Origin of the sequence: Bradyrhizobium sp. SYSU BS000235, from assembly GCF_049747295.1 — a bacterium.
Taxonomy (GTDB): domain Bacteria; phylum Pseudomonadota; class Alphaproteobacteria; order Rhizobiales; family Xanthobacteraceae; genus Afipia.
In genome coordinates, this window is record NZ_JBMHJM010000001.1 from 2883802 (window position 1) to 2906610 (window position 22809).

Below are 22809 nucleotides of genomic sequence, written 5' to 3' on the forward strand. Positions count from 1 at the left end.
GCTCGCGTAGCGTTTTGGTGTTTCAATTCATGTTCCTGTATTTGCTTTAGGAAGCGATCTATGTCCGAGACTGCGCCACAGCAATTGCTTCATCTCGTCATCGGAGGTGAGCTGCTTGATCTTGAACACGTAACTTTCAAGGATCTCGACAAGGTCGAGATCGTGGGGGTATTTCCGAACTACGCGACTGCTCATGCCGCCTGGAAGGGCAAGGCGCAGCAGACCGTCGATAATGCCCATATGCGTTACTTCATCGTCCACATCCACCGGCTGCTTGATCCGGCTGAAGATACGAAGTCCGGGCATTGAAAAGAGTCCTGCGAAATCTAGGCCGCGCGAGTTGGGTGCAGCACCTCGCGGGGGGCACTGCCGCTGAATTTTTGCGGCTGGTCTGGTGGACAAACCGTTTCACCTTGGATCCGCCTGAAATTTACAAGCAGATCGAACCTGATATGCCGGTGATCGTTGCGTTCTGGCACGGTCAGCACTTCATGATGCCGTTTCTCAAGCTCAAGGCGTACGAGGCGAAGGTCCTGATTTCGCGTCACCGCGACGGCGAAATCAACGCCATCGCAGCTGAAAGGCTCGGGGTTGGAACTGTCCGCGGCTCGGGCGATCACGGCACCTCGTTTCACCGGAAAGGCGGTGTAGCGGCGTTCAAATCCATGCTGAAGGTTCTCGAGGATCGCATCAACATGGCACTGACGGCGGACGTCCCGAAGGTTTCGCGCAAGGCAGGGCTTGGGATCATCATGCTTGCCCGTGAATCCGGACGGCCTATTCTCCCCGTGGCCATTGCCACAAGCCGGTTCAAGCGCCTTAAGAACTGGGATCGCTCAGTTATTCACCTGCCGTTCGGGCATGGCGTTATCGCGGCCGGCGATCTTGTCAGGGTCCCGCCTGATGCCGACAGTACGATGATGGAAGATTTTCGAGCGGAGCTGGAAGCCAATCTGAACGAGGTGACGCGCCGCGCCTATACGCTCGTCGGCCGGCCTGACGAGGACGGACATGCCTAGCGCGCTGCCGGTCACGCTGCGCGCGTACCGGAGGCTGTCCGCGTTCGCGACGCCTTTGACAGGGACGCTTGTCCAGCGTCGTCTCAAGCGGGGCAAGGAAGATCCTGAGCGCATCGGCGAGCGGCGGGGCATCGCAAGTGTTGGACGTCCGCGGGGACCGCTGATCTGGATTCACGGTGCAAGCGTTGGTGAAGTTCTGGCCGCCGCCGAACTGGTGGAGCGGCTGCGTGCCCACAATGTACGTATCCTGCTGACCTCCGGCACGGTGACATCTGCCGCGATCGTTCAGCGGCGATTTCCACCCGATGTCATCCACCAATACGTGCCGTTTGACGCGCCCAAATATGTCGCTTCCTTTCTTGATCACTGGCAGCCCAGTCTCGCGCTGTTCATCGAATCGGACATCTGGCCCAATCTGATTTTATCGAGCGCCGAGCGGCGCATTCCGATGGTGCTTATCAACGCCCGGATGTCGCAACGCTCGTTTCCACGATGGCGCAGGTTTGCCGGCACCATCGGCACGCTGCTCGATTGCTTCGAGCTGTGTCTGGCGCAATCCGATCTCGACGGGGAACGCTATGCGGCGCTCGGCAGCCGCAACGTTGCGACGTCAGGTAACCTCAAGCTCGATGTCAAAGGACCGCCGGCTGACGTCCCGAAGCTCGAACAGCTCAAGGCTGCAACGCAGCGCCGGCTGGTCTTCGTGGCAGCGTCCACGCATCCGGGCGAGGAAGAGATCATTCTCGATGCGCACCGCAGATTGGCCGGGCAGATCCAGTCGCTGTTGACGATCATTGTTCCGCGTCATGCAAATCGCGGCATGGCCATCGCCCAGATGCTGGCTGCCGCCGGTGTGCACGTCGCCTTGCGTTCTCAGGACGAGTTGCCTTCGGCAAAAACCGATATTTATGTCGCCGATACCATGGGCGAGTTGGGACTGTTTTACCGTCTCGCCCCCGTGGTGTTCATGGGCGGATCGCTTGTCAGCCACGGGGGACAGAACCCGATCGAAGCCATCAAGCTCGGTGCGGCAATTCTGCACGGCCCGCACGTTTTCAATTTCACTGAAATCTACAGCGCGCTGGACCAGGCCGGCGGAGCAGTCCGCGCGGAGACGGACGAAGACTTCGTGAGATCGCTCGGCTCGTTGCTGGCAAATCCGATCTCCCGGCAACGGTCGGTCGCGGCAGCGGAGAAAGTGGTCGAGCGGCTGGGAGGCGCGCTGGACAAAACGCTGGCGGCGCTTGAGCCTTACCTGTTGCAAATGCGGATCGAAGGCGAGGTCGCCGATGCGTGAGCCGGCCTTCTGGTATCGGCCGCCTTCGTGGATTTCGCGACTCCTGTCTCCGTTCGGCGCCATCTATGGCGCCGTCACGGCGCAACGGATGGCACGCCAAGGGGCCGTCGCCGGAATCCCGGTTTTCTGTGTCGGCAACTATCACGTCGGCGGTGCCGGAAAGACGCCGACAACGCTTGCTCTGTCACACATGCTGCGCGAGATGGGCGAACAACCGTTCGTGGTCAGTCGCGGTTATGGCGGTCAACTGGAAGGACCGGTTCGCGTCGGCCCAAAGGCACACACGGCGAAGGATGTGGGCGACGAGCCGTTGATGATGGCGTCACAGGTGCCGGTCATCGTCTCGCGTGATCGCGCGGCGGGCGCGATGTTCGCGCATGGGCAAGGGGCCAGCGTCATTTTGCTCGATGACGGGTTTCAAAATCCGTCGTTGACCAAGGACGCATCGTTGATCGTAATCGACAGCGGACGTGGACTTGGAAACGGCTGTGTGTTTCCCGCGGGGCCGCTGCGTGCGCCGCTCGCGCCGCAGATCGCGCGCACGGATGCGTTGATCGTCGTAGGCCGAGGGGATGCGGCCGATGACGTTGCGCGTGAGCTTCGCGCGCAGGGCAAGACGGTGTTGCGCGCAACGATCAAGCCTGATCCCGGCTCTGTCGCAGCCTTAAGCGGACAACGCGTCCTGGCATTTGCCGGGATCGGCGATCCGGCACGATTTTTCGCCACGTTGCGCAAGAGCGGTGTGAACGTTGTCGAGGAAAAATCCTTCGACGATCATCATCCGTATACGATCAGCGACATCGAACAGCTCACCGCCGATGCGCAAGCAAAATCACTGACGCTGGTGACCACGGAAAAAGACATGGCGCGTCTGCATAGCGATGCGGACCTCGCACCACGCGCTGAGACGGTTGTTGCCTTCGCGGTCTCGCTCGACTTTGACGAGGGTGAAACGTTCCGGCGATTTGTCGCGGAGCGGCTGGCTAGAGCGCGCGGAAAGTAACTTTAGCTCTGGATTTTCGCGATTGCAGGGTAATGTCGTTGCAACACAGCGTTAGGTGTGGCGTACGCCTCCTGCCGGTCGACGCTCCAGTACTTCAGTTCGTCCAGGGAGATGTGTTCCCCGGTGATGGCGCAGCGAACGTACGATCCCGGTGAAAGCACCCGGAAATCCCCGTCGAGATATTCTACCTTTGCTTCGCCGTGGCCCGAGGGGCCGAACTTGTTGAGCACGATGTCTGTCCTTGTGAACCGGCCAATTCATTGACCAGCATATCTGGCAAAATATAGGTCTGCCGGCGCGCGGGTAAACCCTTTTTCAGCTCAGAACAGGTCGCCCTGCACCTTCTTGACGCCGAAATCGGTGGTGCGCTTCGCCGCAGGCTTGGTCGCGGGCGATTTCGGGTTGGCTGCGGTTCCTCCGCCATCGCCGTCGGCCGTGGCGCCGATGCGGCCATCGGCAAACTCAATGCTGAGGCGCTGGCCGGAACTGACGTCAGCCACAGCATGCAGCGGGTGGCCGTTTTCGTCGCGGACCAACGCGAAGCCGCGGTCCAACACGCCCTTGTAAGAGAGTGCATTGAGCAACTGCGACACGTATCGCAAGCGCGTTTCGCGTTGCTGAATATGCAGCTTGCTGGAGCGTTGCGCGCTCGTTGCAAGCCGCTGTACATTCTCCTTCGCGCGATCGATCTGGGAGCGCAACGTTGTGACGGTGAGCCGGCCGGCGACCGCCGACAATCGCCGATCATAAACATGGGCGTTGGCGCGCAGAGCGCGTGGCAATGCCGAAGTCGCACGATCCAGACGTTGGCGCGGAATATCCAGAAGCTCTGTGGCTTTCGGCAACGCGCGTGCGGCCGCGCGCAGTTCGCTGCGGCGATGTTCCTGTCCGCGCTGCCAGCACAGCATTCCGCGTCGTGCCAGCGACGTGACTTCGACGAACAGTTCGGCGCGCACAGGCACCGCCATTTCCGCGGCGGCCGTCGGCGTGGGCGCACGTTTGTCGGCGGCGAAGTCGATCAGCGTCACGTCGGTCTCATGGCCGACTGCCGAGATCAGCGGGATCATGCTGTCCGCGGCTGCCCGCACCACGATTTCCTCGTTGAACGACCAGAGGTCTTCCAGCGAGCCGCCGCCGCGCGCGACGATCAGAAGATCGGGGCGGGGAATCTTGCCATCCTCGGCAAGCGCATTGAAGCCGTTGATGGCGGCGGCGATCTGTTCGGCTGAACCTTCGCCCTGCACGCGCACCGGCCACACCAGCACGCGGCGCGGGAAGCGGTCTTCGAGCCGATGCAAAATGTCCCGGATGACGGCGCCGGTCGGCGATGTCACCACGCCGATGACCTCTGGCAGCCATGGCAGGAGTTGCTTGCGCGCCTCGTCGAACAGCCCCTCGGCCGCAAGCTTTCTCTTGCGCTCTTCCATCAGCGCCATCAGCGCGCCGACACCCGCCGGTTCGATGGCCTCGATGACGATCTGATACTTCGATGAGCCGGGATAGGTGGTGAGCTTGCCGGTGGCGATGATCTCCAGGCCTTCCTGTGGCTTGAAGCGCATGCGGCCGTGGACGCCCTTCCAGATCACGGCCTCGATCTTGGCACTGTCGTCCTTCAGCGCGAAATAGCAGTGGCCGGAGGAATGCGGGCCGCGAAACCCGGAAATCTCGCCGCGGACCCGGACATGGCCGTAGGCGTCCTCCACCGTGCGCTTGAGCGCGGAAGACAGCTCCGAAACGGTAAATTCCGGAGAATTTGGCAGGGTTTCTACAGCACGTACGGTCATAGAGAATCGAATCTGTTGCGGTGCGGAGGCATCATGATAAACCCTTCTATCATCACATAAACGCCGGTTCGACTCTCATCCCATGAATATCCTTCTCCTCGGTTCCGGCGGGCGCGAGCACGCGTTGGCCTGGAAAATGGCGGCTTCGCCGCTGCTCACGAAGCTTTGGTGCGCGCCGGGCAATGCCGGCATTGCGCAGGAGGCGGAGTGCGTCGCGCTCGACATCACCGATCATGCGGCTGTGATCGCGTTCTGCAAGGCGAACGGCATCGACCTCGTCATGGTTGGTCCTGAAGCGCCACTTGCCGCGGGCATCGTCGATGACCTCGCCGCAGCGGGCATCAAGGCATTTGGTCCCAGCAAGGCGGCTTCGCAACTGGAGAGCTCAAAGGGTTTCACCAAGGATCTCTGCAAAGCAGCCAATATTCCAACCGCCGCTTATGAGCGTTTTCGCGACGCGGATGCGGCCAAGGCTTACATCCGCAACCAGGGCGCGCCGATTGTCGTGAAGGCGGACGGGCTCGCGGCCGGCAAGGGGGTCGTCGTTGCCATGACCGTCGCTGAAGCCGAGGCGGCTATCGATATGATGCTCGGCGGCGGTTTCGGCGCGGCCGGCGCCGAGGCCGTGGTGGAGGAATTCCTCGAAGGCGAGGAAGCGTCTTTCTTTGTCCTCTGCGATGGCGATCACGCGTTGCCGCTTGTCGCTGCGCAGGACCACAAGCGTGCGTTCGACGGCGATCAGGGGCCGAACACCGGCGGGATGGGCGCGTATTCGCCCGCGCCGGTGATGACCGATGCCATGATCGCGCGCACCATGGACGAGATCATCACGCCGACGCTGCGCGCGATGAAAGCAAAGGGCATGCCTTACAAAGGCGTTCTGTTTGCAGGGCTGATGATCACCAAGAATGGCCCGAAGTTGATTGAATATAATGCGCGCTTCGGTGATCCTGAAACGCAGGTTCTGATGATGCGAATGATGTCGGATCTGGTCCCGGCTCTGCAGGCATCGGTCGATGGCCAACTGAACAATTTCGACCTGCGCTGGTATCCGGAGCCCGCGCTGACCGTGGTGATGGCGGCGAAAGGTTATCCTGGTGATTACGCCAAGGGCACATTGATTGAAGGGCTCGGCGAAGCCGGGAAAGTTGAAGGGGTCGAAATTTTCCATGCCGGGACGAAGTCGGATGGCGGAAAGATTCTGGCCAATGGCGGTCGCGTGCTGAACGTCACGGCCACCGGGGCGACTGTAAGTGAGGCGCAACGCCGCGCTTATGAGGCGGTCGACCGGATCAAGTGGCCGGAGGGTTTCTGCCGCCGCGATATCGGCTGGCAGGCGATTGCAAGGGAAAAACAAAAATAAGTGGAGGAAGGATGTCCGATCTCGCCGATCTGTTTCCAGGTTTCGCATCCGAGTGGATCGACACGAAGTCCGGCCGGATTTTTGCGCGGATCGGCGGCGAGGGACCTCCGCTATTGTTGCTGCACGGCTATCCGCAGACGCATGTGATGTGGCATCGCGTGGCGCCCGAGCTTGCGACAAAATTCACGCTCATTATTCCTGATCTGCCCGGATATGGCTGGTCCGACATCCCGAAGACCGACGCCGATCATACGCCGTTTACAAAGCGGGCGATGGCGCAGGCGATGATCGAGGTGATGGGACAGCTCGGCCATGTCCACTTCGCGCTGGCCGGGCATGATCGCGGCGGCCGTGTGGCCTATCGTCTGGCGCTCGATCACCCGGGCCGGCTGTCGCGGCTCGCGGTGCTCGATATCCTTCCGACCTACGAGTATTGGGCGAAGATGAATCGCAGCTTCGCGCTGAAGATCTATCACTGGATGTTTCTGGCGCAGCCATATCCTGTGCCTGAAAGCCTGATCCAGTCGAATCCGGACGATTATTTCGGTCCAACATTCAAGAGCTGGGCGAAGGCCGATGGCCCGAATCCGTTCGATTCGCGTGCGGTACAGCACTATCTGACGGCGTTTCGTGATCCGCTGCGCATCCATGCGGCGTGCGAAGACTATCGTGCCGGCGCCTATGCCGATTTCGAGCAGGACAAGGCCGACCGCGAGGCGGGACGTAAAATCACGCTGCCCATGCTCGCCCTGTGGGGCGGCGCCGGCATTGCCGCGTCAGGAGCGACGCCGCTCGATACCTGGCGCGAGTGGGCCACGAACGTGCGCGGCGGACCGATCGATGCCGGGCATTTCCTGGCGGAAGAGAATCCGCAAGCCACCGCCGATGCGCTGCTCGCATTTTTCTCGGAGCAGACGTGATGGCGTTGCGTGAGGCCCGGCGCGAGGACATTCGGCGCGTGGTCGAGATGCTGGCCGACGATGAACTCGCGCGCAGCCGGGAAGATTTGACCGGTGATATGGCGGCTTATCACGCTGCGTTCGATGCTATTGCAGCCGACCCGAATAACACGCTGTACGTTTGGGATGAGAACGGTGCCGTCATGGGCTGTCTTCAGCTCACGTTTCTGCCCGGGATTTCCTATCAGGGGGCTTGGCTTGCGCAGGTGGAAGGCGTCCGCGTCGACGGCTCTCTTCGTGGCACAGGCATCGGCGAAAAGATGATGGAAGCGGTCATTGCCAAGGCACGGGAACGCGGCTGCAAACATTTGCAGCTGTCCACCAACAAGCGGCGGACCGATGCGCAGCGCTTCTACAGCCGGCTTGGTTTCGCCGGTTCGCACGAAGGTATGAAGCTCGCGCTTTAACGCCGCGCCTTGAAGAAGTTCTTTAACAGCCCGGCAGCCTCGCTCTCGCCGACGGATGGGTAAATCTCCGGCGCATGGTGGCAGGTCGGTGAAGCGAAAAACCGGACCCCGCTGTCAACCGCGCCGCCCTTCGGGTCCGCAGCTCCGTAATACAGCCGCCGGATGCGCGCGAAGGAGATGGCCGCGGCACACATGGTGCACGGCTCCAATGTGACATAGAGATCGCAATCGACGAGGCGTTCGCTGCCAAGTGCGTGAGCGGCCTGCCGGATTGCCAAAACCTCGGCGTGCGCCGTCGGGTCTTTGTCGGTCAGCGTGCGGTTTCCGGCCCGTGCGAGAACCTTGCCGTCGCGGACAATGACGCATCCGATCGGCACTTCGCCGGATGTTTCGGCGATCTGGGCCTGTTCCAGGGCCAAATCCATGAAAGATTGCGCTGTCATGCCTCGTTTCCTGCAAAGAACTCTGTTATGACAGCACCTTCAGCCACACCGGTTTTGCTCGAAACCCGCTCTTCCCTGGTGAAGTAGCGTTTGCAACGCGAGCCGGATTCCTGCGCCTGATTGCGCATTCCTTGACGCCCTGAGAGATCATTCATGCCCCGCGACAACGATAAAAACAACGGCCGTCCGCCGCGCCGCGGAGCCGGTGAGGGCTACAAGGGGGGCGGCAAGGGCCGCTCCGGGAGCGATCGTCCGGCCCGCTCGGGAGGTCCGCGGGGTGGCGACAAGAAATTCGGTGACCGCAAGTTCGGCGACAAGCGTCCAGCCGGCGATAAGCGCCCGGCGTCGAGGGGCTATGGCGGCAAGAGCGAGGGCTTCCGCAAGGATGGTGATCGCCCACGGTTCAACCGCGATGAGCGGCCAAGCCGTGGCCCGCGTAAAGACTTCGGTGCGGGGGATCAGGGAGAACGGCGATCGTTCAAGCCGCGCGAGGACCGTGGAGAGCGATCGTTCGGTGGGCGTAGCCGCGACGATCGTGCACCGAGCCGTGGTCCGCGCAAGGACTTCGCCGGGGGAGACCGGGGAGAGGCGCGATCGTTCAAGCCGCGTGAGGACCGCGGGGAACGTGCGTTTGGTGCGGGCAACCGTGACGATCGAGCACCGCGCCGTGACCGCGATGATGCGCGTCCGAGCCGTTCCGGCGGTTTTGGCGACAAGAAGTTTGGCGAGAAGCGGCCCTATACGCCACGTGGCGAGGGCCGCGACGCACGGCCAGGGCGCTTTGATCGCGGTGACAGGCCGCAGCGTGAAGATCGTCCGCGTTTTAATCGGGAGGATCGCGGCGAGCGCGGGGCTCCTCGCGGTCCAAAGCGGGACTTCTCTCGCGGCGAAGACCGCAGCAATGAGAAGCCGTGGGAGAGCCGCGCACCTCGCCGCGACGACGCGCAGCGCTCTGACAGGCCGCGTGACGATCGCGGTTCAGGTAACCGTCCGCGTTTCTCACGGTCGCGCGACGATCGGCCGGAAAGGTCCGAACGAGGCGAGCGCAAAAGCTTCGCACGTCCGCGCTTCGAGCGTGATGGCGAGGATCGTGCACCGCGCGGTCGGAGCGATTGGCAGGAGCATCCGCGCAGTGAACGCGGCAGCCGCGAAGACCGTCCGCGCCGCGACAACGAAGACGACAGCAGGATCTTCACCAAACGTCCGGCGTTCGGTGGCCGCGGCTCCTATCGCGAGCGCAAACCTGATTTCGACAAGCGTGCCCCGCGTGCCGTGCCCGAGAAAAAGAAAACCGGCGACCGGATCGCCAAGGTCATCGCACGGGCTGGCGTCTGCTCGCGCCGCGATGCCGAGGAATGGATCACGCAAGGCCGTGTCGCGGTCAATGGCCGTGTGATCACATCGCCTGCGCTCGATGTCACGACCCACGATGTGATCACGCTCGACGGCAAGCCGTTGCCGGAGCGTGAACGCACGCGGCTGTATCTTTATCACAAGCCGCGCGGCCTGATGACGACCCACGACGATCCGGAGGGCCGGCCCACAGTATTCGACAATCTGCCGGAAGGTTTGCCGCGTTTGATCAGCGTTGGACGGCTGGACTTCAACACCGAGGGCCTGCTGTTGCTCACCAACGACGGTGGGCTCGCGCGTTCGCTGGAACTGCCGGACACCGGCTGGCTGCGGCGTTATCGCGTGCGAGCGCACGGTGAAGTCACGCAGGCACAACTCGACGAGCTGAAGAAGGGCGTCGAGGTCGATGGTGTGAAGTACGGTTCGATCGACGCGACGCTGGAGCGCGATCAGGGCTCCAACGTCTGGATCGTGTTCGCCATCCGCGAAGGCAAGAACCGCGAGGTGCGCAATGTCATGGCGCACCTTGGTCTCGAAGTGAACCGCCTGATCCGCGTGTCTTACGGTCCATTCCAACTGGGTGAGATCGAAGAGGGGCAGGTTGAGGAGATCCGCAGCCGGGTGCTCCGCGAGCAGCTTGGCGACAAGATCGTCAAGCTGTCAGGCGCGCAATTCGATGCGCCAACGCACGAGAGGGTTGACGATGAGGCGCCGCGCGGAAAAGGCCCCGCCAAGCCCAAGAGAGAGGTTGTCGCCGATCGCAAGGGCCGCCGCGTGCTTGTTCAACGGACCGGAAGCGATGAAGCACGGGCCCGCAATGAGGAGCAGGCAGCGGGTGGCCCGCCACGCCGTCCGCGGGGCGGCTATAAAGGCAAGCGCGATATCAAGCCGGAAATCGATTTCACGGAAGACTGAGCATGATCCATCGTGCGGAGAACTGCCGTTCCGGCAGGATCGTGTTCGGAGTGTAGGATGCGTGTCGTTGCCGGGCGGTTGCGGGGCCGCAACATCGCGTCCCCCTCGTCGAATGAGATTCGTCCGACGCAGGATCGCCTGCGTGAGTCGGTGTTCAACATCCTGATGCACGCGTACGAAAATCCTGTGCTCGACGCGCGGGTGCTGGATCTGTTCGCCGGCACGGGCGCGCTCGGCATCGAGGCGATCTCGCGCGGTGCAGCCTTCACGCTGTTTGTCGACAATGGTGCGGAAGCCCGGGCCCTGCTGCGCAACAATGTCGAGGCCCTGGGGCTTGGCGGCGTGACAAAAGTTTTTCGCCGCGACGCGACCAACCTCGGCCCCGCCTATCCCGTCGAGCCGTTCTCTCTGGCGTTTCTTGATCCACCCTACGGGCGTGGTCTTGCCGACAAGGCGCTGGCTTCCATACGCGAAGGCAAATGGCTGACCCCCGGCGCGCTGGTTGTGGTCGAGGAATCGAAAGCTGCCGCCCTCAAGACGCCGGAGGGCTTTGAGGAGCTTGAGCGCCGCGCATACGACGAGACCGAATTTGTATTCATGAGAACGGTGTGAGTTAAGCGCTTACCGTCGCCCGAACAGCTTTTCGATATCTGCGAGCTTCAATTCGACATAGGTCGGCCGGCCATGATTGCACTGGCCGGAATTCGGCGTGACTTCCATTTCGCGCAGCAGCGCGTTCATTTCCTCGGGCCTGAGAATGCGGCCCGAGCGGACTGAGCCGTGACACGCCATGGTCGCCGCGACATGCATCAGCCGGCGTTCGAGCGGCAATGCCTCATCCCATTCCGCCATGTGTTCGGCGAGATCGCGGACCAGTGATGCCACATTGGTCTTTCCCAACAGAGACGGAGTTTCGCGCACGGCGACCGCACCCGGCCCAAACGACTCGAGTGCCAGTCCGAATTTTTCCAACTCATCCGCGCGCGCCACGAGCTTCTCGACACTGGCTTCATCCATTTCGACGATTTCGGGAATGAGCAACATCTGACGCTGCACGCCATCGCGCTCGAGCGAGGCTTTCAGGCGTTCGTAAACGATGCGTTCGTGAGCGGCGTGCTGATCCACCACGATGAGCCCGTCGCGGGTCTGGGTCACGATGTAGTTCTCGTGGATTTGCGCACGGGCGGCGCCGAGCGGGTGATCCACAAGGTCGCGCGGTGGCGGCTCGCTCACGCGAACGTCGGCCGAAGGAGCTCCGGTATCGAACGTGGCTTGCGCGGCTTCAGCAAACACGTTCGACGAAAATCCATGAGACGATGAGCTGTCGAAGGATGGGGCCGGAGCGCTCGATCCGTCGAACGCCATCCCGGCTGTCGTCGGGTAGCTGGGCGAGCGCCGCCAATCCCAGCCGCCGCGCGGAATGCTGCCGGGCCGGAACGCCGTGATCGCTGCACCGTCGGAATTGGCCGCGGTGCGTTTTCCCTCGCGCGCCAGGCCATCTTTCAATGCATGAACGATCAGCGCACGGACCAGCCCCGCATTCCTGAACCGAACCTCCGTCTTGGCCGGGTGCACGTTCGCATCGACTTCTTGCGTATCCAGCGTCACGAACAGCGCCACGACAGGATGCCTGTCGCGCAGCAGATAGTCGGCATAGGCTGCGCGCACCGCGCCGAGAATGACCTTGTCGCGGACGGGGCGGTTGTTGACGAACAGATATTGGCCGAGCGCATTGGCGCGGGTGAGAGACGGCGCAGCAGCAAAACCTTCCACCACGACGCCGTCCCGCCCGGAACGGACTTCGATGGCGCTGGCGCGGAAATCCGCACCAAGAATGTCGCCAAGCCGGGTGAGTTGGCCCGCGGCGCCGGGCAGCGCGGCAGCCCAGGTCACCGGCGCGCGCTCTTCGCCGGCCATGGAGAATGCAATATCCGGCCGGGCCATTGCCAGCCGTCGCACGACTTCGCGGATGGCCTCAGCTTCGGTGCGGTCGGTCTTGAGGAATTTGAGCCGGGCCGGTGTCGCGTAGAACAGGTCGCTGACTTCGACGCGCGTGCCGTTGGTCAAGGCCGCGGGCACGATGTCCGACTTTTCACCGGCATCGACACTCAATGCCCAGGCGTGCGGTTCGGTGGCGTGGCGCGTGGTGATGTTGAGCCGTGCGACTGACCCGATCGACGGCAATGCTTCGCCACGAAACCCGAGGGTGTGGATGCGGAGCAGATCTTCGTCGTCCAGTTTGGATGTGGCATGGCGGTCAACGGCAAGCGCGAGATCGCTTTGCGTCATGCCGGACCCGTCATCGGTAATGGTGATGCGACGCCGTCCACCGCCATCGGTGAAAATATCGACACGGCTCGCGCCGGCATCGATGGCGTTCTCGACCAATTCCTTCACCGCGCTCGCCGGGCGCTCCACCACCTCGCCGGCGGCGATGCGGTTGATGATCTGTTCGGGAAGCTGGCGGACTGGCATGGAGTATCCGGATGAATCGGTGGTTCTCGGTTCACCTATTTTAGGTCGGGATCGAACCGAATGTATGGCTAAAACGACTTAGTGCGGTGGATCTGACGTTCGTATCAGAATCAACCAGGAATCCCTCATACGAACGTCAGATCCAAAACCGTACTAGCTTTATATTTTAGCTAGTATCCCTCAGGTTCTGACATTCGTAAACGAGCGAGCCAGAAACTCATACGAATGTCAGAACCGGGATACTAGCAATGGGATCTTTCCCGGGACTTTTTACGCACCATTTCCTTGTTTTCCCGGAGTTATTGTCGATGTTGAGCGCTTCTCAGCTGTTGTGGACCCGCATTGGCGCCTTCGTTCAATATGGCATGCAGCGCAAGCAAATCACTGCCAGCATGAGATGGCCCACTGTCCTGGGCAAGATCACTGAGGTTGGTATCGTTGCCGAGGAACGTCGCGAGGATGATGCCGACGATGCCAGGACACGTACCACGACCGTCTATCGATCCGATGTGCAGTATGCCTACGCCGTCGGTGGTCGTGAATTCCATAGCAACGCGTGGAAATGGGGCTGGACCGCGCTTTATCCGGATGAGGCGAGCGCAAGGGGGCCCATCGCGAAATATGCCACCGGTGCAAGCGTTCCTGTTTTCTACAATCCGGAGAACCCGGAAGAGGCGATCCTGGAGCCCGGCAACAAGGACGGCCGTGCAGCGCTGCTCATTTTTGCAGCCATGTTCGTGATCGCCGGCGCTATCATGCTTTGGGCTTTCTCGATCATGCAGGCTTGAGACCCTTGGCCTCAATCGTATCGCACCGAACCTCGGTTGGACTTGATATCGCTGCGGCGCTTCTTGCCTTCAAGGCGTCGCTTCTTCGAGCCTAAAGTGGGCCTGGTGGCCCGGCGCGGCGTCGGACGCACGGAGGCTTCGCGGAGCAGCTCCAGCAGCCTGTCGATGGCGTCTGCACGATTGCGTTCCTGGGTGCGAAAGCGTTGCGCGTGGATGACGATCACGCCGTCTTTGGTCATCCGTTGACCGGCAAGCCCGCGCAGCCGGGTCAGCACATCAGGGGCCAGGTCGATGCGGCTGACGTCAAAGCGCAGCTGCGCAGCGGTCGACAGCTTGTTGACATTCTGTCCGCCCGGGCCCGAGGCGCGAACGAACGAGATGTCGATATCGCTTTCTTCAATGGTAATATCGCGCGTGACCCGAAGCATGTGGAAGAAGTAGCACGATCCGGAGCGATGGGCATCGACTTTCCCGGACGTTCGCAGTGACTCATCCGCCGTGCAGCTTCATCAGCGTTTCGCTGGCGAGATAGATCCCGAGCAACATCATCGAGATCAGGAACCAACGGCGGAATGCGTCGGGTGACATGCGCGAGCGAAGCACCTGCCCAAGATACATCCCCGCAAAAGCTGCCACCATGGCAATGGCGCCGGGCACGGCAATCGAGACGTTCAGCAGCCCGGCATCGGTGAGGTTGAAGATCAGAGCCACCGAGGCTGTGGTGAAGAAGACACCCAGTGCCTGGACCAGTTCGTCCTTTTCCATGCCGATGGCCTGCATGAAAGGCATCGAGGGAATCACTTGTACGCCGGTCGCCGCCGATACCAGTCCTGTCAGGACCCCGATAATTCCACCGATCCATTTCTCGTTGGAGCGCGGGACGGTGAAGCGAATCTTCGACAGGCCGACGATGGCATAGATCACGAGCAGCACGCCCAGAACGATCGAGCCGTAGAGTGCATACGGACCCGTCATCAGTCCGGAGCCCGACCAGATGCCGATGCAGACACCCGCCATCAGTGGCCAAAGCCGACGCACGATATCGCGCAGGTAAGGACCGCCGAAGGTCTGCCAGATGTTGGTGACGAGCGACGGCACGATCACAATCGCGAGAGCTTGGGCAGGGGACATGCGGGTTGCAAGCAACCCGATGGCGACGGTGGGAAGGCCCATGCCGATTGTCCCCTTCACAAAACCTGCAAGGAGAAACACGGCGGCGATAACAAAGAGGATCGGATCAGACATGGGCGGCACATTGACCACACTGCTGCGGTCGGCACAATGTGGAGATTACGGAGAGAGCCTTCGTTTTTCCCGAAGGCTAGTGTCCCGAATCCAAAGTCCGCCCGATCGCAGGGCGCTCCGTAGCGGACTTTGGATTCGAAGGGACACTAGCAAATTTATGATTCTAGTGTGGTTTAGGTTCAGAAGTTCGTCGGAAGGACTCGCGGGAAAAATCGGACGAACTTCTGAACCGCCACACTAGGTCGAACCCGGGTGAGGCCGATGCATTTCGATTTGACCGATCTCAGGCTGTTCGTGGCGATTGCCGAGACCTGCAGCATCACCCACGGTGCCGAACGTGTAGCGCTGGCGCTGGCTTCGGCAAGTGCCCGCATCAAGGCGCTGGAGGCCGCGCTTGGGGTCTCGCTTCTGGAGCGCCAGCGGCGCGGGGTGCGATTGACGGCCGCGGGCGAAAGCCTGCTCGATCACGCCCGGATTGTTCTGCATCAGGTCGCAACGCTGCAGGGGGAACTCGCGGTCTATGCACGCGGCATGAAGGCCCGCATTCATATGCTCGCCAATACCTCCGGCGCCGTCGAGCATTTGCCGAAAGCATTGGCGTCCTTCCTGGCCGCGTATCCTTCCATCAGTGTTGATGTGGAGGAGCGCGAAAGCCCCGAGATTGCCATTGCTCTCGCCTCCGGCGCAGCTGACATTGGGATTGCCATCGACGCAGTTCTGCCCGAAGGGTTGGAGCGCTTTCCATTTTGCGATGATCGTCTGGTCCTGATCGTCTCTGAGCAGGATGAAGCGGCGCGACGGCGGAAAATCTCGTTTGGGGACATTGTTGAACGAGAATTCGTCGGTCTCGTCGAGGGGAGCGCGCTGCAGAACCATATCGCAGCACATGCCGCAGGCCTCGGAGCACGGCTTCGCATGCGTGCGCGGCTGAAGAATTTCGATGCAGTGTGCCAAATGGTTGAAGCCGGCGTAGGGGTAGCGGTCATTCCCGAGGCCGCCGCGCGGCGCTACAGCCGGTCGGCGAAGATTAAGGCGGTGCGGATGACCGAGCCTTGGACAAATCGCAGGCTCGTCATCTGCATGCGGAACCGGCATTTGCTCCCGCGGCCCGTCCAGCAACTGGCCGACCACTTGAAGCTGTCTGCAAAAATTCGAGAGTGACTAGTGTAGCGGCTCTGACGTTCCTTTCAGTTTTGCTGAGCACTCTTCGAAGGAACGTCAGAGCCAAAGCCACACTAGTGGAGCGGATTTGACATTCGCGGCCTACCCGGTCGCGGGTTCGTCAAGCGAATGTCAAATCCAAAACTCCACTAGAAACTTATATTTTCTAGTGGTCCTTTGATTCTAACATTCGCAGGAGGTGCCTACTGAGGCGGGATGCGAATGTTAGAATCGGACCACTAGAGTTTTGTATGTGCTAGTGTTCCTTTGGTTCTGACATTCGTAAAGTGCCTGCTTCGAGGTGAGACGAATGTCAGAATCGGAACACCAGGGGTCAGCCGTTCAGGATTTTCATGGCGGCTTCGTGCACGCGCTTGTCGCCTGCGGCAACGATACGGCCGCCCGCTTGAGCGGGTTTGCCGTCCCACGTGGTCATGATCCCGCCGGCACCGCTGACGATCGGGATCAAAGCCGCAACATCATAAGGTTTGAGTTCGGTCTCGATAATGAGATCAAGATGTCCCGCGGCGAGCATGCAATAGGCGTAGCAATCCCCGCCGTAGCGTGACAGCCGGACGTCCTTCTCGACCTGTTCGAACTGTGCGCGGTCCGCAGCATTCATCAGGCGCGGACTTGTTGTGAACAGCGTTGCGTCCGCCAGCGATGCACATTTGCGCACGGCCAGATTTCGTTTCCCCGAAGGACCGTTGTAGATCGCGGACTCGCTGTCGCCGCTAAACCGCTCGCCGATATAGGGCTGATGCATCATGCCAAACACCGGCGTGCCGTGATGCATGAGCGCAATCAACGTGCCCCAGATCGGCATTCCTGCAATGAACGATTTGGTGCCGTCGATGGGGTCGAGAACCCACACGTATTCTGCATCTGCCCGTTCCGAACCGAATTCCTCGCCGACGATGCCGTGCTGGGGAAAGTTCTCTTTGATCATCCGTCGCATGACGGCTTCCGCGGCGCGATCGGCTTCCGTCACCGGATCCAGATCGTGACCCGTGTTCTTGTTCTCGACGCCGAGCGAGGTGCGGAAAAAGGGAAGAATGGTTTCGCCGGAGGCGGTCGCCAGTCGTCCAATGAAGGCGGTGAAGTCGATAACTGTCACAGGTGATCCTCAGGCGGCGAATGCATCGGCATTGTAAATCCGGAGCGTGAAAGCCCCTATAAGAGTTCGCGCATTCGAGCAATCAAGTGAAGTGGATTTGGCGTTCGCTACCCTGCTTGCCGCGCATTCCGATGCGAACGTCAAAATCCCGAAGCTCCACCAGAGCCATAGATTTACTGGTGTCCTCTCGAATCAGAGTCCGCTGCGGGCTGGCGATAAGGCGGACTTTGGAGATGGATCAAAGGCAGGAATGGGCGGCCAGAGGATCATTCATTTCTTTGATGATCGCGGGCTTATAAATCGGTCGCGAAGGGTTTGATCGACATTAAACTGAAATAAGAATTCATTTTTTGAGGGCAAGTTTGCTGATTTTCACAGTCATCCAAGAGTCATATTTCAATCTAAGATATTGAAAATATAAGTAATTATTAGATTTCGCGAAGATGTGAGCAGCAAGTCTGTCATGCACCACATGCATGAAGAATTCCTGAAAAATACTTGCTTTGGGTGCGTTGCGGTTGCATATTGTTGCGGTGCGATAGCGCTTCGCGTTATCGCTGCCCTCCTTGGGCGTTTCCTCCCTAGACTTGGGCCACTTGCTTTCGCAAGTGGCCCCTTTTTCTTTGGGAATAGCAAACGGCTTTCGTGATGCGAAAGGCCGATGTCACGTGCAAAAGCTTGGTTGGTTTTTATTCGGCCGCGGTCTGGAAGGGGCCGAGCAAGTCGAGCGGAATCACGGCCAGCGCGTCTGCCAAAACAATGAAATCATCGGCGAGCTTGCGGAAATTTGCACCGCGCTCGCGCCGGCGTTCGTCCATGTAAATCGCGCGGTTGAGTTCAAGCTGGATCGTGTGCAGGCCATTGGCCGGGTTACCGTAGTGCTCGGTAATGAATCCGCCCGCGTAAGGCTTATTGCGGCCGACAGAATAACCAAGCGTCTTGAATGTGTCCTCGACGATATCCGGCAGGAGCGCTGCGCAACTCGTCCCGTAGCGATCGCCGATCACCAGATCCGGGCGTTTAGGCTCATCCCGTGACACGCCGACCGAAGGCATCGAGTGACAATCCACCAGGATCACTGTGCCGAAAGCCTGGTGCGCCTTGTTGATCAGGCGCCGCAACGCGCGATGGTAGGGCTTGTAGAGCGCTTCAATGCGTGAGAGCGCTTCTTCGACGTCGAGCCGTTCGCTGTAAATCTCCTGTCCATCGCCGACCACCCGCGGGATGGTTCCCAGTCCGCCCGCCACGCGCATGGAGCGGGTGTTGGCAAAACTCGGAAGCCGGCCGGCGAACATGCGCGGATCGAGCTCATAGGGCTCGCGGTTCACATCCACATAGGAGCGAGGGAAATTGACGCGAACAATCGGAAAGCCGCGACCGGCGAGATCGGCAACGATCTCGTCCATGAACGAATCCTCCGAGCGCCGCAGGGCGGCCTCGTCGATCCGGGACGCAGCCAGAAATTCGCGCGGATAGACCGAACCGGAGTGTGGAGAGTTGAAAATGATCGGCGCCCGCCAGACGGCTGGCTCAACGATCTCAAACGGCGGCACCTCATCGCTGGGCAGGCTGGTATCAAACTGCGTCATCGCCGCCCTTAATTCTTAGAGGCACTGTTTGTAGAGGCTTCATTGCAAGGATGAGGTCGGCCGCAACAGTCAACCCCATTGAACAGCACATTTTAGCCCGAAAAAGGCATTTCTTCTGGATGACCATTGTCCGCAAGCCTAACCAATCTGCCAAGAGGAAGTTCGCCTTCACCCGAAATTTACTATCCTTCGGGCAAATAGAAGGCTGGGATTGAGCCATTCAAGAGATCACGACCAGTCATGCAGCACAAAATTCTCCTTGCCGAAGATGACAACGACATGCGCCGCTTTTTGGTCAAGGCGTTGGAAAACGCCGGTTTCCAAGTGTCATCCTACGATAACGGCTTGTCAGCGTATCAGAGGTTGCGCGAGGAGCCTTTTGAAATGCTTCTAACCGACATTGTCATGCCGGAAATGGACGGCATTGAGCTTGCACGCCGGGCTTCGGAACTCGATCCCGATATCAAGATCATGTTCATTACCGGGTTTGCCGCCGTGGCGCTCAACGCCGATTCGGAGGCGCCCAAGAACGCCAAAGTGCTTTCCAAGCCGGTCCACCTGCGGGAATTGGTCAGCGAAGTGAACAAGATGCTAGCCGCCTGAGGGGCTGTAGACAGATTTTGACCGAATATGCTCCGCTGAGGAGCCAATAGGGGCTTAAAAACCTTCACTTCCCCTAAAATGACGGCGCATGATGCCTTGCTTCGCGCGAGGCGAGCCGATATAGGGTCCCATCCCGACACGAATGGTCTTTAGGGCGCGTAGCTCAGCGGGAGAGCACTACCTTGACATGGTAGGGGTCACAGGTTCGATCCCTGTCGCGCCCACCATCCTCAGCTTCAGCGAGGATGGTTTTTCGTGACTCCAGGATCAAATGGCGAGCGCAGCGACGTTGCGCCCATGTGGGCATGACCGGCAGGTCCCCGTTTGCTTCTTATTTATTGCGCGTTGCTTTCCAGATCACATGCCGTGCGCCGCCACCTTTGCCGTTGGCACGCACCGAGATCTCTTCGACATCGAAGCCCGTCCGTCGCAGCCGTTGGGTGAAATTCCGATCCGATCCGGACGACCACACCGTCAAAACGCCGCCGGGGCGCAATGCTGTGTATGCGGCGTTCAATCCCCTTGCATCATACAGCGCGCCATTGGCCTCACGAACGAGACCCTCGGGGCCGTTGTCGACGTCGAGGAGGATCGCGTCGAATGCGGAACGGCGAGACCGGATCAGATCGCCCACATCAGTCTCGCGGATCATCACGCGTGGGTCTGTCAGGCTTTCGCCGAACAGAGCGGCCAGCGGCCCTCGTGCCCAGGCGACAACGGACGGCATCAATTCCGCGACCATAATCCTTGCTTCGGTGGTCAAAGCGGCAAGGGCGGTACGCAATGTGAAGCCCATTCCCAGGCCGCCGATCAGCACGTGCGGGTTGGTGACACCTTTGATGTGGGTGCACGCGATTGTCGCGAGCGCCTCCTCGGACCCGCTGAGACGGCTGTTCATCAACTCGTTTTGTCCCAGCATGATCGAGAATTCGGTGCCGCGCTGCATGAGGCGAAGTTTGTTATCTCCGCCGCCGGGCACAGGAGCAGTATCAATCAAAGACCACGGGATCATTGAATTTTGTGAGCCGCCAAATATGACGGTCCTTCTGTGCACTTCCTGGCCGCCGCCGTAAGGCGAAGCAGGTATGGAACCAACATCTGGATAGTGGAGTTACCGCGAACGAGATGAGGAGGAAACCCCATGACAAAAATGTTAGCCGTGGCCGCCGCACTCATATTCGTTGTTATAGCCGGTCTCGCTGAGGCGAAGAGCGCTCGCTACTGCTTGAGAACATCAGCGGGTCCAGGCGATTGCAGGTTTAGCACCTTCAAGCAATGCCGAGCCGCCTCTTCCGGCATCGGCGGGACCTGTATCAGAAATCGCGGCCCGCGGTGATCATTACTGATTTTTCAGGCTGGCATGGAGAGCCACTTTGCGGGAGGCCGTGGCTTTACGCCGCCCGCGTTGCAAGCCGTCCAACTTCGCGATCCACCATTTTGCGGTACGCGCCGTTCCGCGACAGCAGGATTTCCGGCGGACCGTCTTCGATCAACTGTCCATCTTTCATGACAAGAATTCGATCGAAGTTGCGCAACGTCGACAGGCGATGTGCGATCGCAATGACCGTTCGTCCTTCCATCAAGTGAGCCAAGGCATCGCGAATGGCCTCCTCGACTTCGGTGTCGAGTGCGGACGTTGCCTCATCCAGAACCAGGATCGGCGCGTTCTTGAGGAATGCCCTGGCGATGGAGATTCGTTGCCGCTGTCCCCCTGAGAGTTTCAATCCCCTGTCGCCGACGATTGTCTCGAACCCAAGAGGCAATTTCGAGATGAAGGAACTGCAGCGTGCTGCTTCCGCTGCTTGGGCAACCTCTTCGTCGGTGGCCTCGGGGCGCCCGTACCGGATGTTCTCGAGCAACGAGCGATTGAACAGCGCCGTGTCCTGCGGAACAGTCGAAATGGCCTGCCGCAAACTGTTCTGCGTCACATGAGCAACATCCTGTCCGTCGATCAGGATGCGGCCGCCGTCCACGTCATAGAAGCGCTGGAGCAGCGTGACGAGCGTCGACTTGCCGCCGCCCGACGGACCGATCAAGCCCACACGTTCACCAGGCTGGATATTCAGGCTGAGGTCTTTGAAGACATGTCTGCCGCCAGGATACTGGAATTTGACACGCTCGAAGGCGACCGCGGCGCCCTTGTGAACGAGAGGGACAGCTTCGGGCATGTCGCGCAGCTGATGCGGCACCAGCAGCGTCGACAAAGATTCTGAAAGGCGCGCCATGTGCTGTGTGACATCGACAAGAGCGACGGCAAGATCACGTGTTGCACTCAATATCGAGATGCCCAGTGTGCACACGAGGATGACATCGCCGGCACTGATGCGGTGCTGCTGCCAAAGGCTGATGGCCCAAGCGAGCATCGTGAGTGTCAGGACGACAGTGACCAGCGCATGCCCCAGGCGCAGTTTTTCAAGATAAAGCAGGCTCCGCCGGCGGGCGTGCAATTCGCGATCGACCGTTTGATCGAAGCGGAAGTGTTCGCGCACCATGCCGCTGAAGGCTTTGACCAGCGCCATATTGCCCACCACATCCACCATTTCGCCATCGACGCGAGCCGCCTTTCGGGCGAAATCGTGGTGCAGCGGCCTCCCCCTCGCGGCAAACTTGAACATCACGACAACGGCGATGGCTGCGACGACCATAAGCGTTATGGCCATCACCCAATTCACTGTCAGAAGGAATGTAATGGAGGCGGCTGTCGCAAGGCAGGGCGGCAGCACGTTCCAGAAAAACATGTTCTCGACGGTAAATACGGCGTTTGACGTCGCCGTGACGCGGCTTGTCAGGACGCCCGGCAGGCGGTTCGAAAAGAAGCTTGGCGAATGATCGGTAATGTGCCGGAACAAATCGCGGCGCAAATCACCGGTGACGTGAACAAATGTATAGCTCCCGGTCCAGCTCGCCACGCGCCACGAGAAATTGTCGGCAGCGATCAGCGACACCAGAAATAGGAAAGCAGTCCAAGGTGCGTTGACGTCCGGCCCGGCGGTCAGCGCATCGACGAGCAGCTTCACGCCATATTGGGTGCTGACGGAACATGCCACTGCAGTGAGCACCGCGCCTAGAATAAGGGCATGGGATAGTTTGCGGCGAGCGACGTAGCGGAGCAGAAACGCTTTCGGTCGATCGGCAAAACCACAAAGATCGCTCATGCACTGGCCTTCTTCACGTGATGCTCCGAAGTGGCGTCACAATGGAACACCAATTCGTTTTTCCTATTGTCTAATGTCGAAGGGAACGGCCGGTTCCAATATCCGCACGTCCTTTTGACACACTCAATGTGTT

At 60.3% G+C, this 22809-nt stretch carries 23 protein-coding genes and 1 tRNA gene; 14 read left to right on the plus strand and 10 right to left on the minus strand.

Annotated elements, in window-relative coordinates:
• Nucleotides 1–60 precede the first annotated feature (60 nt).
• From ACP0KA_RS13455 to lpxK, 4 genes are read left to right on the plus strand one after another with little or no spacing between them, the layout of a single operon-like run.
• A complete protein-coding gene (locus ACP0KA_RS13455) occupies nt 61–309 on the plus strand; it encodes a DUF4170 domain-containing protein (RefSeq protein ID WP_424629268.1) in 249 nt (82 codons plus the stop codon).
• Complete coding sequence (locus tag ACP0KA_RS13460) at nt 306–1019, plus strand: lysophospholipid acyltransferase family protein (protein WP_424629269.1); 714 nt, start codon at nt 306–308, stop codon at nt 1017–1019. The genes ACP0KA_RS13455 and ACP0KA_RS13460 overlap by 4 nt, the downstream gene beginning before the upstream one ends.
• On the plus strand, nt 1012–2316 hold the full coding sequence (locus ACP0KA_RS13465) for a 3-deoxy-D-manno-octulosonic acid transferase (protein ID WP_424629270.1): 1305 nt from the start codon (nt 1012–1014) through the stop codon (nt 2314–2316). The genes ACP0KA_RS13460 and ACP0KA_RS13465 overlap by 8 nt, the downstream gene beginning before the upstream one ends.
• The gene (gene lpxK / locus ACP0KA_RS13470) at nt 2309–3319 is read left to right on the plus strand and encodes a tetraacyldisaccharide 4'-kinase (protein WP_424629271.1); all 1011 of its coding nucleotides are present in this window, start codon (nt 2309–2311) and stop codon (nt 3317–3319) included. The genes ACP0KA_RS13465 and lpxK overlap by 8 nt, the downstream gene beginning before the upstream one ends.
• 2 nt (nt 3320–3321) lie before the next feature.
• Here lpxK and ACP0KA_RS13475 read toward each other — a convergent pair whose 3' ends face one another.
• Both ACP0KA_RS13475 and xseA read right to left on the minus strand, forming a co-directional pair.
• Nucleotides 3322–3549, minus strand: a complete 228-nt coding sequence (locus ACP0KA_RS13475; protein WP_424629272.1) for a DUF2093 domain-containing protein — start codon at nt 3547–3549, stop codon at nt 3322–3324.
• Nucleotides 3550–3639: 90 nt separating this feature from the next.
• Nucleotides 3640–5103: an exodeoxyribonuclease VII large subunit gene (xseA, locus tag ACP0KA_RS13480; protein WP_424629273.1), complete on the minus strand. Its 1464-nt coding sequence runs from the start codon at nt 5101–5103 to the stop codon at nt 3640–3642.
• An 82-nt stretch (nt 5104–5185) separates the two neighbouring features.
• On the opposite strand from xseA, the gene purD reads away from it, so the two are divergent.
• The 3 genes from purD to ACP0KA_RS13495 are packed head-to-tail and all read left to right on the plus strand — an operon-like array spanning nt 5186 to nt 7832.
• Nucleotides 5186–6466 (plus strand): phosphoribosylamine--glycine ligase, encoded by a 1281-nt coding sequence (gene purD / locus ACP0KA_RS13485; protein WP_424629274.1) that lies wholly within the window; start codon nt 5186–5188, stop codon nt 6464–6466.
• 11 nt (nt 6467–6477) lie between these two features.
• A complete protein-coding gene (locus ACP0KA_RS13490; protein WP_424629275.1) occupies nt 6478–7386 on the plus strand; it encodes an alpha/beta fold hydrolase in 909 nt (302 codons plus the stop codon).
• Nucleotides 7386–7832, plus strand: coding sequence for a GNAT family N-acetyltransferase (locus ACP0KA_RS13495; RefSeq protein WP_424629276.1), 447 nt, complete (start codon nt 7386–7388; stop codon nt 7830–7832). Before ACP0KA_RS13490 ends, ACP0KA_RS13495 begins: the two co-directional genes overlap by 1 nt.
• Here the strand turns inward: ACP0KA_RS13495 and ACP0KA_RS13500 are convergent.
• The gene (locus ACP0KA_RS13500) at nt 7829–8275 is read right to left on the minus strand and encodes a nucleoside deaminase (RefSeq protein ID WP_424629277.1); all 447 of its coding nucleotides are present in this window, start codon (nt 8273–8275) and stop codon (nt 7829–7831) included. The genes ACP0KA_RS13495 and ACP0KA_RS13500 overlap by 4 nt on opposite strands.
• Nucleotides 8276–8428: 153 nt before the next feature.
• Here ACP0KA_RS13500 and ACP0KA_RS13505 point away from each other — a divergent pair, with 153 nt between their 5' ends.
• Together ACP0KA_RS13505 and rsmD are read left to right on the plus strand one after the other, a co-directional pair.
• Nucleotides 8429–10543: a pseudouridine synthase gene (locus tag ACP0KA_RS13505; RefSeq protein ID WP_424629278.1), complete on the plus strand. Its 2115-nt coding sequence runs from the start codon at nt 8429–8431 to the stop codon at nt 10541–10543.
• A gap of 57 nt (nt 10544–10600) precedes the next feature.
• Nucleotides 10601–11155, plus strand: coding sequence for a 16S rRNA (guanine(966)-N(2))-methyltransferase RsmD (gene rsmD, locus ACP0KA_RS13510; RefSeq protein WP_424629279.1), 555 nt, complete (start codon nt 10601–10603; stop codon nt 11153–11155).
• Nucleotides 11156–11164: 9 nt separating this feature from the next.
• On the opposite strand, the gene mutL is transcribed toward rsmD, so the two are convergent.
• Nucleotides 11165–13018, minus strand: a complete 1854-nt coding sequence (gene mutL / locus ACP0KA_RS13515; RefSeq protein WP_424629280.1) for a DNA mismatch repair endonuclease MutL — start codon at nt 13016–13018, stop codon at nt 11165–11167.
• Between the two features lie 308 nt (nt 13019–13326).
• Here mutL and ACP0KA_RS13520 point away from each other — a divergent pair, with 308 nt between their 5' ends.
• Nucleotides 13327–13806, plus strand: a complete 480-nt coding sequence (locus tag ACP0KA_RS13520) for a DUF3592 domain-containing protein (RefSeq protein ID WP_424629281.1) — start codon at nt 13327–13329, stop codon at nt 13804–13806.
• An 11-nt stretch (nt 13807–13817) separates the two neighbouring features.
• Here ACP0KA_RS13520 and arfB read toward each other — a convergent pair whose 3' ends face one another.
• Both arfB and ACP0KA_RS13530 read right to left on the minus strand, forming a co-directional pair.
• Entirely contained in the window at nt 13818–14234 is a 417-nt protein-coding gene (gene arfB / locus ACP0KA_RS13525) for an alternative ribosome rescue aminoacyl-tRNA hydrolase ArfB (RefSeq protein ID WP_424629282.1), read from the minus strand.
• Between the two features lie 61 nt (nt 14235–14295).
• Complete coding sequence (locus ACP0KA_RS13530; RefSeq protein WP_424629283.1) at nt 14296–15051, minus strand: sulfite exporter TauE/SafE family protein; 756 nt, start codon at nt 15049–15051, stop codon at nt 14296–14298.
• A 261-nt stretch (nt 15052–15312) separates the two neighbouring features.
• Between ACP0KA_RS13530 and ACP0KA_RS13535 the strand changes: the two genes are divergently transcribed.
• Complete coding sequence (locus ACP0KA_RS13535) at nt 15313–16212, plus strand: LysR substrate-binding domain-containing protein (RefSeq protein ID WP_424629284.1); 900 nt, start codon at nt 15313–15315, stop codon at nt 16210–16212.
• Nucleotides 16213–16546: 334 nt separating this feature from the next.
• On the opposite strand, the gene hisN is transcribed toward ACP0KA_RS13535, so the two are convergent.
• Both hisN and ACP0KA_RS13545 read right to left on the minus strand, forming a co-directional pair.
• Nucleotides 16547–17329 (minus strand): histidinol-phosphatase, encoded by a 783-nt coding sequence (hisN, locus tag ACP0KA_RS13540; RefSeq protein WP_424629285.1) that lies wholly within the window; start codon nt 17327–17329, stop codon nt 16547–16549.
• Nucleotides 17330–18018: 689 nt separating this feature from the next.
• Nucleotides 18019–18918 carry an N-formylglutamate amidohydrolase gene (locus tag ACP0KA_RS13545; RefSeq protein ID WP_424629286.1) on the minus strand — a complete coding sequence of 300 codons (900 nt, stop codon included), beginning with the start codon at nt 18916–18918 and terminating at the stop codon, nt 18019–18021.
• A 240-nt stretch (nt 18919–19158) separates the two neighbouring features.
• On the opposite strand from ACP0KA_RS13545, the gene cpdR reads away from it, so the two are divergent.
• The gene (gene cpdR, locus ACP0KA_RS13550) at nt 19159–19521 is read left to right on the plus strand and encodes a cell cycle two-component system response regulator CpdR (protein ID WP_424629287.1); all 363 of its coding nucleotides are present in this window, start codon (nt 19159–19161) and stop codon (nt 19519–19521) included.
• Between the two features lie 152 nt (nt 19522–19673).
• Nucleotides 19674–19748, plus strand: a tRNA-Val gene (locus ACP0KA_RS13555).
• Nucleotides 19749–19852: 104 nt separating this feature from the next.
• Here ACP0KA_RS13555 and ACP0KA_RS13560 read toward each other — a convergent pair.
• On the minus strand, nt 19853–20533 hold the full coding sequence (locus tag ACP0KA_RS13560) for a spermidine synthase (RefSeq protein WP_424629288.1): 681 nt from the start codon (nt 20531–20533) through the stop codon (nt 19853–19855).
• 138 nt (nt 20534–20671) lie between these two features.
• On the opposite strand from ACP0KA_RS13560, the gene ACP0KA_RS13565 reads away from it, so the two are divergent.
• Nucleotides 20672–20857, plus strand: a complete 186-nt coding sequence (locus ACP0KA_RS13565; RefSeq protein WP_424631592.1) for a DUF3551 domain-containing protein — start codon at nt 20672–20674, stop codon at nt 20855–20857.
• A 55-nt stretch (nt 20858–20912) separates the two neighbouring features.
• On the opposite strand, the gene ACP0KA_RS13570 is transcribed toward ACP0KA_RS13565, so the two are convergent.
• On the minus strand, nt 20913–22676 hold the full coding sequence (locus ACP0KA_RS13570) for an ABC transporter ATP-binding protein (RefSeq protein WP_424629289.1): 1764 nt from the start codon (nt 22674–22676) through the stop codon (nt 20913–20915).
• Nucleotides 22677–22809: the final 133 nt, after the last annotated feature.